The sequence below is a fragment of the Microbacterium sp. NPDC058269 genome (assembly GCF_042881445.1).
In the GTDB taxonomy this organism is placed as follows: Bacteria; Actinomycetota; Actinomycetes; order Actinomycetales; family Microbacteriaceae; genus Microbacterium.
Map to the genome: position 1 here is coordinate 281867 of NZ_JBHVXT010000001.1, position 14171 is coordinate 296037.

Genomic DNA, 14171 nt, shown 5'->3' on the forward strand with positions numbered 1-14171 from the left:
GCTCACCCTCCTGCCATCGTGCGCGCGATCTCGGTCGCCGAGTCTCCTGCCCTCTTGAGCACCACCGCCACCAGCGCGAGGGCGAACAGCGTGAGCACGAGCATGATCGTCGATACCGCGGCGATCTCCGGACGCAGACCGCTGCGCAGCGCACTGAGCACATACACCGGCCACGGCGTCGTGCCCGAGACCTGCACGAACGCCGACACGACCGTGTTGTCGAGGCTCAGAGTGAACGAGAGCAGGAACCCGGCGAGCACCGCCGGCATCGCGAGCGGAAGCGTGATCTTGAGGAACGTGCGCACGGGCGGTGCATACAGATCGGCCGAGGCCTCTTCCAGTCGCGCATCGAGTCCCACGAGCCGTGCCCGCACGATGTACGACACGATGGCGATCGAGAACAGCGATTGCCCGACCACGAGCCTCATCGTGCCGTCGTTGAATATGCCGATCCCGGCATCCTGTCCGAGGAACACCAGCCACGGCAGGAGTGCCACGGCATCCACGATCTCCGGCGTGACCGAGACGAGCAGCAGGAGCCCGAGGAACCACCACACCCACTTGCCGGGGTTTCGGGCCATCGCGATGCCGGCGAGCGTGCCGAGCGCCGTGGCGAGCAGAGCGGCCAGCAGACCGGTGCGCACCGAGACGAGCACCGCGTCGCGGATCGCGGGCTTGTTCACGATCGCGAGGAACGAGTCGAAGCCGAAGTGATCCCACGACACCAGCAGGCGCCCGACATTGAAGGAGTACGCGATGATCACGAGGATCGGCAGGAACAGGAAGAGGAACACCAGCCCTGCCCAGATCGGGAGCACGAAGCGTCCGGCTCCCCGGCGAACGCGCGGCGCGGGCGCTGCGGTCTTCTGCGGTGCATCGGTCACGGCGGTCATGATCCCTCCCCCAGGACGAGGCGGTTGCGTTGTCTCAGCGGCAGGGTCACGAGCCAGAGGAGCCCGGCCGCGACGGCGATCGAGATCATGATGACGATGATCAGCAGCACCGCCATCGCCGAACCCAGGGCCCAGTTCTGCGCGGTCTGGAACTGGCTCGCCACCACCTGCCCGATCATGTTGCCCTTCGCACCGCCCAGCACGGTGGCGGTGATGTAATCGCCCATGAGCGGGATGTATACCAGGAGCACACCGGCGATGATGCCGGGCCTGGCCAGCGGCACGGTCACCCGGAGGAAGGTCGTGACGCTGTTCGCACCCAGATCCTTGCTCGCCTCGCGCAGCGGCCCCGACACCCGGTCGAATGCCACGAACAGGGGCAGGATCATCAGCGGCAGGTAGTTGTAGACGACTCCGAGCAGCACGGCACCGCGCGAGTAGAGCAGATCGAGAGGACCGGGGATGACCCCGATTCCCTGCAGCAGTTGCGAGAGCCACCCCTCGGGGGCGAGGATCACCTGCCAGCCGATCGTGCGCACCAGGAAGTTGGTCCAGAACGGCACCATCACGAGCGCGAGGAGGAGGCCGCGTTTCGAGGGCGGTGCCTTCACCGCGATCCAGTACGCGACGGGACCGCCGATCACCAGACACAGCGCCGTGCCGAGGATCCCGATCCACAGGGTGTTCAGGAACGTGCTGAAGAACGTCGGCGAGAGCGCCTCGACATAGCGGTCGAACGAGAGATGGTCGAGCGCGTGCGTGGCGAAGATGCTCGGCTTGTAGCCGAAGCTGAACACGATGACCATGCCGATCGGGGCCACGAAGAAGACGAGCAGCCACACCCAGGCGGGGATCGCGAGGCCGAACTTGAGCTTAGGCACCGGCGGCCGCCTTCATCGAGTTCCAGATCGAGACGACGCGATCCTGCGCGTCGGTCAGCTTGCCCTCGTGCATCGTGGCCACCTGCTCCTCGTCGAAGAACACCATGTCGAGTCGTTCGAGCCCCGCCGCCTGCGCCTCGTCACGGATGCCCGAGATGCCGGTGTCGTAGCCGATGTAGTCGACCTGTGCGAGCTGCACGTCCGGCTGCAGCACGAAGTCGATGAACGCATGCGCCGCCTCGGGGTGAGGTGCCCCGGCGGCGATCGCCCAGTTGTCCATCCACAGCTCGGTCGCGGGACTCCCGAGCACCCACTGCCAGCGGTCGGGATCGTCGGACTCGAAGATGCCGAGCCGCGCGTCGCCGTTGTAGGACTGCAGCAGCGCATGCGAGGCCTGCGGGATCGATGAGCCGCCGGGATACGAGTCGAACGCCGAGACGTGAGGGGCGAGGTCTTTCACCAGGAACTTCTCGACCGCGTCGAGGTCGTCGGGATCCGTGGTGGTCCAGTCGATGCCGTTCGCCCAGAAGTAGATGCCCAACAGCGGTGCCGGGTCGTCGAGCACCGAGGTCGAACCGGACGCCTCGTTCTGTGCGGCGTCGATGAAGTCGTTCCAGGTCGTGAGCTCTCGCGAGATCACCCTCTTGTCGTACACGAAGCCGGTGGTCCCCCAGGCCTTGCACACCGAGTACTCGTTGCCGGGGTCCCACGAGCGTCCGCGGAACTCCGGCGCCACGTGCTTCATGTTCGGCAGCAGGTCGAGGTTGAACTTCTGCAGGAGTCCGTTCTCGGCCATCGGCCCGACGAACACCCCGGTCGGCACCACGATGTCGTAGCCGGAGGTGCCACGAGCCGCCACGAGCTTGGCGATCAGTTCCTCGTTCGAGTTGAACGCGTCGAGCACGATGCGCGGGCCGCTCTCGGCGGTGAACTGCTCGAGCACCTCGGGGGCGTCGTAGTCGCCCCAGCTGTAGATGGAGAGCTTGTCCTCGAGCGGACCACCCTTGGCGTGCACTGCCGCGGCGTTCTGTCCCGGTGCGCAGGCACTGAGCACGACCGCGCCGCCCGCCATGATCGCGGTGGCGAGGAAGCCGCGCCGGGTCAGCTCGGTGCGGATCACCCGCGCCGCGCTCCGGTGCGCGAGCACGCGCACCGGAGGCCTGCCCGTCACCGCCCGCCGTCCTTGGGCAGGGTGATCACGTGGGTCGCGGTGGTCGGGATGCCGTCGGCCGCGAACAGCCGCGCATCCGCGGGGCTCCAGACGCAGCGGACGGCGTCGTCGACTCCCACCGGCGGGGCGGTCGGTGCGGGCATGCGGGAGAGGAACGTGGCGTCCTCGCCGATGCGGACCGCGACCTGCAGGGTCTCGCCCAGATGCGAGACGCCGAGCACGCGTCCCGGCACTCCCGCGCCTTCGCCCTGTTCCAGGTGGATGTACTCGGGTCGGATCGCGGCGACGGCAGGGTGCCCCGCCGCGACCCGCTCGCCGCCCCAGCGCCCGGAGATCACACCGATCGCCGTGTCGACCGCGTCCCCGTCGGCGCGAACGGTCCCGTGCACGAAGTTCTGCTGGCCGATGAACGAGGCGACGTACGCCGAGGCGGGTTCCGCATAGATCGCAGCCGGTGCGTCGAGCTGCTCGATCCGTCCCGCGCGCATCACGGCGATCCGGTCGCTCATCGACAGCGCCTCGGCCTGGTCGTGGGTGACGAACACGAAGGTGGTACCGAGACGCGCCTGCAGCAGCTTGAGCTCGAGCTGCATCTCCTCGCGCAGCTGGCGGTCCAACGCCGCGAGCGGCTCGTCGAGCAGAAGCACGCTGGGCCGGTTGATGAGCGCCCGAGACAGGGCGATGCGCTGCTGCTGGCCACCCGAGAGCTGCGTGGGCTTGCGGTCGGCGAAGGCCCGCAGCTGCACCATGTCGAGCGCCTCACTCACACGCTCGCGCTGCTCGGCCTTGGGCACGCGCCGCTGCTGCAGACCGTAGGCGACGTTCTCGGCGACCGTGAGGTGCGGGAAGAGGGCATACGCCTGGAAGACGGTGTTGACCTCGCGCCGGTAGGGCGGCAGGTTCAAGACGCTGCGCCCGGAGATGAGGATGTCTCCCGCGTCCGGGTACTCGAAGCCCGCGATCATTCGCAGGGTGGTCGTCTTACCGCAGCCGGACGGACCGAGGAGGGAGAGGAACTCCCCCGGTTGCACGTCGAGACTCAGGTCATCGACGGCGGTGGCGGTGCCGTAGCGCTTGGTGACGCCGTCGATGCGGACCGCACCGGTGGCGGTGGGTGCGTCGAGTGTCGCCGTCGACGTTCGGGTGGTGTCGGGCATGGAGCCTCCCCATTGAGATTCGCTTGTCGCGAGTCTGTCACAGGAAAGACGCCAGGTATAGCGAAATCGGAAGCCTCTTGATCAATTCGCAACGGTATCCGTTGTGATTCGTCGAAATGGCGACCGATTAGCGCTGATCAGATGAGGAAGCCGCGCAGCAGCGCCTCGGAGCCGGCGAGGTGGTCGCGCATCGCCTCCTCCGCCGCATCCGGACGCCCGGCGAGGATGGCGGAGACGATGCTCTCGTGCTGCTCCCCCGAGTGCTGGATGTTGCGCGGCATCAGCGGGAACGTGTCGAGCCACGCGTTGACGTCCGCCCTGTTCTCGGCGACGAGCGCGACCAGCGACGGGATGCCCGCGGCCTCAGCGATGGCCAGGTGCAGCAGGGTGTCGAGACGCCGGTACTCCTCCGGACCGGCCGGCAGCGCGGCCTCGTGACGTGCCCACAGGTCGGCACGGGTCGAGGCGTCCAAAGATCGACTCGCCGCGGCGCGCACGGCCCCGGTCTCGAGCACGCGGCGCAATCCGAGCACGTCGTCGACCTCTTCCGGCGTCACCGCCCCCGGCACGGTCGGGTGCGGGAGCGGGTCGGCCACGAACGTGCCCCCGTAGCGACCGCGCCGCGGCAGCAGGTACCCGGTGTCGGCCAGTTCTCGGATCGCCTCGCGCACGGTGTCTCGACTCACCCCGAACGACGCCGCGAGCTCGCGCTCCGGCGGCAGCGACTCCCCCGGAGCGACCACACCGAGCCGGATCGTCTGCACGAGTCGGGCGACCGTGTCCTCGAGGGCGTTGCCGCGCCGCAGCGGTCGGTATACCGCCCTGCGCACCTCGACGAGGTCGCCGTCGTGGGGGTGCTCGCTCATGCCTTCACCCTGTCACAGCGAGGTGAGCGTCGCTCACAGCGGGGTGACGTAGGCGTTCGTGATCCCGCCGTCGACGACGAAGGCACTCGCGGTGATGAACGACGAGTCGTCCGAAGCGAGGAAGGCCACCGCCGCCGCGAGTTCCGCCGGCTCGGCGAAGCGTCCCATCGGCACATGGACGAGCCGTCGCTGCGCACGTTCCGGGTCCTTGGCGAACAGCTCCTGCAGCAGCGGGGTGTTCACCGGTCCGGGGCACAGCGCGTTCACCCGCACCCCCTGACGCGCGAACTGCACGCCGAGCTCGCGAGACATGGCCAGCACACCGCCCTTCGATGCGGTGTAGCTGATCTGCGAGGTCGCCGACCCCAGCAGCGCGACGAACGACGCGGTGTTGATGATGGAGCCCCGCCCCGCCGGCACCATGTGACGCAGTGCCGCCCGACTGCACAGGTACACGCTCTTGAGGTTCACGTCCTGCACCCGATCCCACGCCGGGAGCTCGGTCGTCTCGATGGAGTCGTCGTCGGCCGGCGAGATGCCCGCGTTGTTGAAGGCGATGTCGATCCGCCCGAACTCCGCGGCGACGCCGTCGAACAGCGCGTCGACCTTGGTCTCATCGGCGACGTCGACCGGACGGAACACCCCGCCCACCTCGGCGGCCGCGGCCTCTCCGCTCGTCGGATCGACGTCGGCGATCACGACGAAGGCACCCTCGGCGGCGAACCGCTGGGCCGTGGCGAACCCGATGCCGCTCGCGCCACCGGTGATGATGGCGACGCGGTCCTTCAGTCGCTGGGTCAGATCGATGCTCATGTGGGTTCTCCGTTCCGGATGGGTGAAGGGACGACGCGATCAGGGTTCATCGGTCGCGAAGAAGACGTTCTTGGTCTCGGTGAAGTGCTCGGCGGCGTCGGGGCCGAGCTCGCGCCCGAGGCCCGACGCCTTCATGCCCCCGAACGGGGTCGAGTACCGCACCGAGGAGTGCGAGTTCACCGACAGCACTCCGCTGCGCACACCCCGGGCCACACGGACACCGCGCCCCAGGCTCTCGGTCCAGACGGAGCCGGCGAGCCCGTAGGCCGTGTCGTTGGCCAGACGGATGGCGTCGGCCTCGTCCTCGAACGGCATCACCGCGACGACGGGTCCGAACACCTCCTGCTGGGCGATGCGGTCGGCGGGGTCGGCGAGCACGACGGCCGGTGCGAACCAGAACCCGTCCCCGCCGGGGGCACTGCCCCGGAACGCGATGTCGGCACCGTCGAGGAACGAAGCGACCGTGTCGCGGTGCCCTGCCGAGATGAGCGGCCCCATGTCGGTGTCCTCGCGCGCGGGGTCGCCCACACGCCACGCGGCCACGGCCGGTTCGAGCATCTCGAGGAAGCGGTCGTACACCGAACGCTGCACGAGCAGTCGGCTGCGCGCACAGCAGTCCTGGCCGGCGTTGTCGAACACCGAGCCCGGCACCCCCGCCGCCGCCCGTTCGAGGTCGGCGTCGGCGAAGACGATGTTCGCGCTCTTGCCGCCGAGTTCGAGCGTGACGGGTTTGAGCGCCCGCGCGCAGCCGGCCGCGACCTCGATGCCGACCTCGGTCGAGCCGGTGAACACGACCTTGCGCACGTCCGGATGCTCGACCAGGCGCTGCCCGACGACCGAGCCCGACCCCGTGACGACCTCGAAGAGCCCCTCGGGGAGTCCGGCTTCGAGGGCGAGCTCGCCGAGGCGGATGGCGGTGAGCGGTGTCAGCTCCGCGGGCTTCAGCACCACGGCGTTGCCCGCGGCGAGCGCCGGTGCGAAGGCCCACGAGGCGATCGTCATCGGGAAGTTCCACGGCACGATGACACCGACCACGCCGTAGGGGTCGTGGAAGGTGACATCGAGCCCGCCGGCCACGGGGATCTGCCGCCCGGACAGCCGCTCCGGGTCGGCGGAATAGTAGTTGAGCACCTGGGCGACGTGCCCGGCCTCCCACCGTGCGGAGCCGATCGGATGCCCGGAGTTGAGCACCTCCAGCTGGGCGAGTTCCTCGACCGCCCCCTCGACCGCACGAGCGAACGCCCGGAGCGCATCGGCTCGCGCGACCGGGGCGAGGGCCGCCCACCGGCGCTGTGCGGCGACGGCGCGGGCGATCGCGGCATCCGTCTCTCCGACGTCGGCTCTGGCGACATCGCGGATCGCGGTGCCGGTCGACGGGTTGATGACTGTGAACGCGCTCATCGGGCGTCCTCCTTCCGCCGCGCGGCGAATGCGCGGGCCTGTGAGACGAGATCTGCGAAGAGGCGCCGGTCCTCGGCGTTCTCCTCCGGATGCCATTGGATGCCGACGACGTGACCGGCCGAGGTGTCGACGAACGCCTGCACGAGCCCATCGTCGGAGTGCGCGGCGGCGACCAGCCCCTCTCCGAGGCGGTCGATGCCCTGATGGTGGTAGCTGTGCACCCGCACATCTCCGGCACCCAGCACCCCGGCGAGCGCGGTGTCTTCCGAGACCTCGATGTCGTTCTCGGCGAAGACACCGCCGCCGAGACGGTAGCGCTCCGTGCCGAGCGACTCGGGAAGGTGCTGCTGGAGCGTTCCGCCGCGTGCCACGTTGACGAGCTGCAGTCCTCGGCAGATCGCGAGCACCGGGATGCGTCGTCGTTCGGCCGCACGGAACAGTGCCAGCTCCCACGCGTCGCGGTCGACGCGGGCGGGATCGGTGAGCGGGTGCCGTTCCTCGCCGTAGAGCTCGGGGGCGACATCCGCACCTCCGGAGAGGATCAGGCCGTCCATGCCGGCGATGGCGGCCTCCGCAGACGCCGGGTCCTGCGGCGGCAGCAGCAGCGCGATGCCGCCGGCATCCGTCACCCCGGTCAGATACTGCTCGGGCAGGAACGCCGCCCGCACATCCCACACCCCCTGCTGCGCGCGCTCGAGATAGGTCGTGACACCGATCAGCGGTGCCGGGTCAGAGCCGCTCGAAACCACGGATGCGCTCCCAGTCGGTGACGGCGGCGTCGTAGGCCTCGACCTCGATGCGCGCCTGGTTCAGGTAGTGGTCCACGACGTCGTCGCCGAACGCGGCGCGGGCGATGCTCGACTCGCTGAACAGCTGCGCCGCCTCCCGGAGGGTGGTGGGCAGGTGCTCGACGCCGGCTTCGTAGGCGTTGCCCGTGAAGCGCTCGGGCAGCGGCAGCTCGTTCTCGATGCCGTACAGCCCCCCGGCGATGATCGCCGAGATGCCGAGGTAGGGGTTCACGTCGCCGCCCGGCACCCGGTTCTCGACCCGGAGGCCGGAGCCGGAGCCGATCACGCGCAGCGCGCAGGTGCGGTTGTCGATGCCCCAGGCGACGCCGGTCGGGGCGAAGCTGCCCTTCGCGAACCGCTTGTACGAGTTGATGTTGGGCGCGTAGAGCAGGGTGAATTCGCGCAGGGTCGCGAGGATGCCGGCGATCCAGTGCTCCATGATCGGGCTGAACCCATGCTCGCCGTCCCCCGCCATGACCGGGGTGCCGTCGGCGGCACGCAGGGAGAGGTGGATGTGGCAGCTGTTGCCCTCGCGCTCATTGAACTTGGCCATGAAGGTGAGCGCCTGTCCGTGCTGCTCCGCGATCTCCTTCGCGCCGTTCTTGTAGAGCGCGTGCTGGTCTGCGGTCTCGCGCACCTCGGCGTAGCGGAACGCGATCTCCTGCTGCCCGAGGTTGCACTCCCCCTTCACGCCCTCGCAGTAGAGCCCGGCACCGTCCATGCTGTTGCGGATGTCGCGCAGCAGCGGTTCGAGGCGCGTGGAGGCGAGCAGGTTGTAGTCGACGTTGTAGTCGGTCGACGGGGTCAGGCCCTCGTACTTTCGGGCCCAGGCATCGCGGTAGGTGTTGTCGAAGACGATGAACTCGAGCTCGGTGCCGGAGAACGCGGTCCATCCCCGCTCGGCGAGGCGATCGCGCTGGCGGTCGAGGATGGCACGCGGTGACGGTCCCACCGGTTCGCCGTTGCCCCACACCAGGTCGGCGATCACGAGCGCGGTGCCGTCGAGCCAGGGGATGCGCCGGAGGGTCGCGACGTCGGGCCGCAGCACCATGTCTCCATAACCGCGATCCCACCCCGACATCGCGTAGCCGTCGACCGTGTTCATGTCGACATCCACCGACAGCAGGTAGTCGCAGGCCTCGGCGCCGTGATGCAGGATGTCCTCCTGGAACAGCCGCGCGGAGACCCGCTTGCCCACCAGTCGCCCCTGCGCATCGGCGAAGGCCACGATCACCGTGTCGATCTCGCCGGCGGCGATGCCGGCATCCAGCTGCTCGATGCTCAGGTTTCCCGACATCTTCTCGCTCCCGTCGTCGTGGTGAAGCGATCGACCGACCGGCTTCGCCCTCAGAGTAGATCACCTCGGCGTCTAAAGGTAGACGAAACCACCATTGACTGCCACAATCATCCGCAAGGCGCACCCGGCGCCATTGTGCGTGCGAACGGAGAGCGGATGTCTGAGCAGAGCAATGAATCCCGCAAGGTCGCTGGGGCGACCTATACACGTGCCGGGAGCGAGTACTTCGAGAAACGCACGCTGAAGAGATCGGCCGGTGTCTGGGGCCTGTGGGGTCTCGCGGTCGCGGCCGTCATCTCCGGCGACTTCTCCGGCTGGAACTTCGGCATCGACTTCGCGGGCTTCGGCGGGATGCTGATCGCCTTCGTGATCCTCGTCCTCATGTACTACGGCATGATCTTCGCGATCGGTGAGATGGCCGCGATGATGCCGCACACCGGTGGTGCCTACTCCTTCGCCCGATCGGCGATGGGCCCATGGGGCGGCCTGGTGACCGGCGCTGCCGAGACGATCGAGTACGTCGCGACCACGGCGGTGATCGTCTACTTCTCGGCGTCGTATGCGAACGGCATCACGAGCGAACTGCTGGGACTCGAGCTGCCGGGGTGGCTCTGGTACCTGATCCTCTACGTCGTCTTCATCGCGCTGAACTCCGCGGGTGCGGCGATCTCGTTCCGCTTCGCGATCGTCGTCTCGATCATCTCGATCGGCATCATCCTGGTGTTCTCCGCGATGGCGATCTTCTCCGGCGCCTTCAGCTGGGACGCCCTGTGGGACATCGCCCCCGACCCCGGCCAGACGGAGTTCCTGCCGCACGGCGTGCTGCCGATCCTGTTCGCTCTCCCGTTCGCGATGTGGTTCTTCCTCGGCATCGAAGAGCTGCCGCTGGCCGCCGAGGAGTCGCACAACCCGACCCGCGACATCCCGAAGGCCGGATTCTGGGCTCGCGGCACGCTCATCGTCACGGGTCTGCTCGTGCTGTTCCTGAACACCGGCGTGATCGGCGCCGAGGCCACCGGCACTGCGGGCGAGCCGCTGCTCGACGGCTTCCGCGCGATCGTGGGCGATCAGCTCGCCGCCGTGCTCGCCCTCTTCGCCCTCATCGGACTGCTCGCCTCGCTGCAGGGCATCATGTTCGCCTACGGCCGCAACATGTACTCGCTCTCCCGCGCGGGCTACTACCCGCGCTTCCTGTCACTGACCGGCAAGCGCCAGACCCCGTGGGTCGCCCTCGTCGTGGGGGCGGCGATCGGCTTCGTCGCCCTCATCGTGCTCGACGTGCTCGCCGCCGTCGACGCCGAAGGGGCCGGCTCCGTCGCGGGGGCGATCGTGCTGAACATCGCCGTGTGGGGAGCCGTGCTGGCGTACGGCCTCCAGCTGGTGTCGTTCATGATCCTGCGCAAGAAGTACCCGAACGTCGACCGTCCGTACCGCAGCCCGTGGGGCATCCCCGGTGCCGCGGTCGCGCTGGTGATCGCCGCGCTGATCTTCGTCGGGTTCCTGCTCAACCCGACGTTCGGCCCGGCGATCGTCGCGATCGCGATCGTCTACGTCGTGATCCTGCTCGGGTTCGGACTCTTCTTCCGCCACCGACTGGTGCTCTCCCCCGAAGAGGAGTACGCGATCTCGGGCGGCGCCCACGGCGACCCGCAGGCCGAGGGCTACGACGCCATGGAGGGCGAGGTCTTCGACGACACCGGCCGGTGAGTCACCGCGCAGCGCCTCGACCACTCGGTCGGGGCGCTGTGCCGTGCCGGAAGGCTTACTTGCGGTCGAAGTCGAAGGCCTTGAGCAGCTCGACGACGGCCTTCTCGCGCTCTTCGCCGCCCTCTTCGAACATGTGCGTGACGTGCGTCTGCAGGTGGTTCTCCAGCAGCAGCCGGTTCAACGACTCGAGGGAGCGCTGGATGGCGCGGGACTGCGTGATGATGTCCATGCAGTACTCCTCGTTCTCGATCATCCGCGCGACACCGCGCATCTGTCCCTCGAGGATGCTGGTGCGGTGCAGAGCACGCTTCTTGATGTCTTCGATCACCCCTCGAGGGTACTCGCCTGCCGCTGTGTGGGGCTGTCTGAGCGCCCAGACACCGCGCCATCGATACCCGCGGCCATCGAGGCAGGGGCGTGAAAGGATGACGACATGCCGCGAACACCGATGACGCAGCTCTCGCCCGCCGACCAGGAGCGCCTCCGCGCGCTCCGACGCATGAAGGCCGTCGCCCTCGGAGCCCTGGTGTTCATGGCCGTCGTCTTCGTGTTCGCCTTCGCTTTCCAGCAGCGGTTCGATGGGCTCGCCTATGTCCGTGCCGCTGCCGAGGGCGGCATGGTGGGTGCCCTCGCGGACTGGTTCGCGGTGACCGCGCTCTTCCGTCGTCCGCTCGGACTGCCCATCCCGCACACGGCGATCATCCCGAACCGCAAGGACGAGATCGGTCGCACGCTCGGGGAGTTCGTCGAGACCAACTTCCTCGCGGCCGAGGTCGTGCGCACCAAGCTGTCGAGCACGCAGATCGCCCTGCGCGCCGGTGAGTGGCTGCGCGAGGCTCCGCACGCCGAGCGGGTGGGCGCCGAGGGCGCGACGATCGCCACGGCCGTGCTCAATGCGCTCAGCGACGACGACGTGCGAGACCTCATCACCGATCTGGCCCGCGAGCACCTGGTCGACCCCGAGTGGGGCCCTCCCGCCGGAGCCTGGCTCGAGAAGATCGTCGAAGCCGATGCCCATCACGGCGCGGTCGACCTGGCCGCCGACAGCATCGCGCGCTGGCTCGATGCGAATGCCGAGTCGTTCAGCGGACTCGTCTCCCGTCGCCTGCCCGGGTGGGTGCCGAAGCTCGCGCATCGCTTCGTCGACGACACGGTCTATCACGAGGCGATGAAGTTCGTGCATGCCGTTCAGGCCGACCCCCGTCACCCCGCACGCCTGGCCGTCGACGGCTACCTGGCGCGTCTGGCGGACAGTCTGCAGAACGACCCGGCGACCCGCGCGAAGCTCGAGAACGCCAAGGCCTCGCTGTTCGACAGTCCCCGTGTCGGAGCCCTCGCGGCCGAGGCGTGGAACACCGCGAAGAACGGTCTGCTCACCGCCCTCGCCGATCCGGAGAGCGGTCTGCGCCGCCGCGCGGTACAGGCCCTGCAGGAGGTCGGAGAACGCCTCACGACCGACACCACACTGCAGCACCGCGTCGACACCTGGGTGTCGGACGCGGCCGTGTTCCTCGTCGACCGCTACCGGCACGACATCGCCTCGATCATCACCGACACCGTCGAGCGCTGGGACCCGGCCGAGACGACCGAGAAGATCGAGCTCATGGTCGGCCGCGACCTGCAGTACATCCGACTGAACGGCACGTTCGTCGGTGCGTTGGCGGGTCTGGTCATCTTCTCCATCGCCCACGCCCTGATCCCCGGAGTCTGATCATGAGCCCCCGCACCGCACAGCTCAGCAACGACCCGCTCTGGCCGCGTGCCGGATCCTGGCCCGCATTCGACGGCACCGCCGACGCCGTCGTGCTCGGAGTGCCGACCTGGCGCACCTCGCTGTCGCCGACGGGAGCGCACGCGACGCCGGCCGCGATCCGCGAGGCTCTCCCCCGCTATGGGACGACGCTGATGGGGCCGCCCGCGATCGAGCTCGGCGAGGTGCTGCGCATCGCCGACGCCGGTGATGTCGCCGACCCCGACGGCTCTGCCGGCGAGGCGCGGGTCATCTCCCGCGTGCGCGAACTCGCCGCGGCCGCGAAGCTCGTCATCGCGCTCGGCGGCGACAACTCGCTCACCTATCCGACGGCGCTCGGGGCCGAGGCCACCGGACTGATCACGTTCGACGCGCACTTCGACCTGCGTGACGGCGTCTCCAACGGCACCCCGGTGCGGCGCCTCGTGGAAGACATCCCCGCCGCGTCGCCGGTCGACACCACCCGGATCGACCCGACACGGATCGTGCAGATCGGCATCGCCGACTTCGCGAACTCCGCCGCCTACGCCCGGCGCGCAGCCGACTGGGGCATTCGCGTGATCACCCTCGACGAGCTCCGCCGCCGCGGCATCGACGACGTGATCGCTGAGGCCCTGGACGTCGCAGGAGCAGGAGCCGATCCGCGGATCCACCTCGACATCGACGTCGACGTGTGCGACCGCTCGGTGGCCCCCGGCTGCCCCGCGAGCGTTCCCGGCGGACTGCAGGCCTGGGAGCTTCGGGCGCTCACGCGTGCCGTGGCCTCGGACTCCCGTGTGGTGAGCGCCGACCTCGCCGAGGTCGATGCGACCGCCGACGCCGACGACGCCCGCACCGTGCGCCTGGCGGCGCTGTGCGTGTTGGAGCTGCTCGCCGGCCTCGCCGCACGCGGATGAGGATCGTCGTCTCGGGAACGCATGCCAGCGGCAAGAGCACGCTGATCTCGGACTTCCACGCCATCCGACCCGAGTTCCGCGTCCTCACCGACCCCTTCGACGACCTCGACCTCGACGACCCGACCGGCGAGCGGAGTTTCGCCCGGCAGCTGCGCGTCACCGCCTCACGGGTGCAGGAATCGGCCAGCTGGTCTTCGGTCATCAGCGAACGAGGACCGCTCGACTTCCTCGCCTATCTCACTGCGCTGGAGCGGCTCGGGCGCAGCGACGGCGACCTCCTCCCGCGCGCGACCGCTCTCGTGGAGGCATCGATGTCCGACATCGATCTCCTCGCGATCGTGCCGCTGGAGGCTGCCAGGATCATCCACGTGCCCGATGACGAAGACCCGGCATTGCGCCTCGCGATGGACGAAGCATTGCCCGAGCTCGTCGACGATCTCGATCGCGACGGCCTTCTCCCCCGCACGATCACGATCACCGGCAGCCCTGAAGCACGACTTCGGCTGCTCCTCGAGGCCAGCGCACCCTCGTCGTGAACGAACTCCTCGGGG

At 68.9% G+C, this 14171-nt stretch carries 14 protein-coding genes; 4 read left to right on the top strand and 10 right to left on the bottom strand.

Going from position 1 to position 14171, the window contains the following annotated elements; genetic code table 11:
• Positions 1-2 precede the first annotated feature (2 nt).
• The 9 genes from ACFVWL_RS01295 to ACFVWL_RS01335 all read right to left on the bottom strand — a co-directional run bounded on the left by ACFVWL_RS01295 (position 3) and on the right by ACFVWL_RS01335 (position 9267).
• Entirely contained in the window at positions 3-893 is an 891-nt protein-coding gene (locus tag ACFVWL_RS01295; protein ID WP_387177584.1) for an ABC transporter permease, read from the bottom strand.
• The gene (locus tag ACFVWL_RS01300; RefSeq protein ID WP_387177586.1) at positions 890-1774 is read right to left on the bottom strand and encodes an ABC transporter permease; all 885 of its coding nucleotides are present in this window, start codon (positions 1772-1774) and stop codon (positions 890-892) included. Before ACFVWL_RS01300 ends, ACFVWL_RS01295 begins: the two co-directional genes overlap by 4 nt.
• The gene (locus ACFVWL_RS01305; RefSeq protein WP_387177588.1) at positions 1767-2945 is read right to left on the bottom strand and encodes a spermidine/putrescine ABC transporter substrate-binding protein; all 1179 of its coding nucleotides are present in this window, start codon (positions 2943-2945) and stop codon (positions 1767-1769) included. The genes ACFVWL_RS01300 and ACFVWL_RS01305 overlap by 8 nt, the downstream gene beginning before the upstream one ends.
• Positions 2942-4102, bottom strand: a complete 1161-nt coding sequence (locus ACFVWL_RS01310; protein ID WP_387177590.1) for an ABC transporter ATP-binding protein — start codon at positions 4100-4102, stop codon at positions 2942-2944. The genes ACFVWL_RS01305 and ACFVWL_RS01310 overlap by 4 nt, the downstream gene beginning before the upstream one ends.
• A gap of 137 nt (positions 4103-4239) precedes the next feature.
• On the bottom strand, positions 4240-4968 hold the full coding sequence (locus ACFVWL_RS01315) for a FadR/GntR family transcriptional regulator (RefSeq protein ID WP_387177592.1): 729 nt from the start codon (positions 4966-4968) through the stop codon (positions 4240-4242).
• Positions 4969-5001: 33 nt separating this feature from the next.
• A complete protein-coding gene (locus ACFVWL_RS01320; RefSeq protein ID WP_387177594.1) occupies positions 5002-5781 on the bottom strand; it encodes a 3-oxoacyl-ACP reductase in 780 nt (259 codons plus the stop codon).
• A gap of 39 nt (positions 5782-5820) precedes the next feature.
• Complete coding sequence (locus ACFVWL_RS01325; RefSeq protein WP_387177596.1) at positions 5821-7182, bottom strand: aldehyde dehydrogenase family protein; 1362 nt, start codon at positions 7180-7182, stop codon at positions 5821-5823.
• Positions 7179-7931 carry a gamma-glutamyl-gamma-aminobutyrate hydrolase family protein gene (locus tag ACFVWL_RS01330; protein WP_387177597.1) on the bottom strand — a complete coding sequence of 251 codons (753 nt, stop codon included), beginning with the start codon at positions 7929-7931 and terminating at the stop codon, positions 7179-7181. The genes ACFVWL_RS01325 and ACFVWL_RS01330 overlap by 4 nt, the downstream gene beginning before the upstream one ends.
• Positions 7912-9267, bottom strand: a complete 1356-nt coding sequence (locus ACFVWL_RS01335; protein WP_387177599.1) for a glutamine synthetase family protein — start codon at positions 9265-9267, stop codon at positions 7912-7914. Before ACFVWL_RS01335 ends, ACFVWL_RS01330 begins: the two co-directional genes overlap by 20 nt.
• A gap of 156 nt (positions 9268-9423) precedes the next feature.
• Between ACFVWL_RS01335 and ACFVWL_RS01340 the strand changes: the two genes are divergently transcribed.
• A complete protein-coding gene (locus ACFVWL_RS01340; protein WP_387177601.1) occupies positions 9424-10974 on the top strand; it encodes an amino acid permease in 1551 nt (516 codons plus the stop codon).
• A gap of 55 nt (positions 10975-11029) precedes the next feature.
• Here the strand turns inward: ACFVWL_RS01340 and ACFVWL_RS01345 are convergent, their stop codons facing one another.
• Positions 11030-11302: a metal-sensitive transcriptional regulator gene (locus tag ACFVWL_RS01345; RefSeq protein WP_149085913.1), complete on the bottom strand. Its 273-nt coding sequence runs from the start codon at positions 11300-11302 to the stop codon at positions 11030-11032.
• A gap of 105 nt (positions 11303-11407) precedes the next feature.
• On the opposite strand from ACFVWL_RS01345, the gene ACFVWL_RS01350 reads away from it, so the two are divergent.
• The 3 genes from ACFVWL_RS01350 to ACFVWL_RS01360 are packed head-to-tail and all read left to right on the top strand — an operon-like array spanning position 11408 to position 14156.
• Complete coding sequence (locus ACFVWL_RS01350) at positions 11408-12685, top strand: DUF445 domain-containing protein (protein ID WP_387177604.1); 1278 nt, start codon at positions 11408-11410, stop codon at positions 12683-12685.
• Positions 12686-12687: 2 nt separating this feature from the next.
• Entirely contained in the window at positions 12688-13620 is a 933-nt protein-coding gene (locus ACFVWL_RS01355; protein WP_387177606.1) for an agmatinase family protein, read from the top strand.
• Positions 13617-14156 (top strand): hypothetical protein, encoded by a 540-nt coding sequence (locus ACFVWL_RS01360; RefSeq protein WP_017828893.1) that lies wholly within the window; start codon positions 13617-13619, stop codon positions 14154-14156. The genes ACFVWL_RS01355 and ACFVWL_RS01360 overlap by 4 nt, the downstream gene beginning before the upstream one ends.
• The last annotated feature ends 15 nt before the right edge of the window (positions 14157-14171 follow it).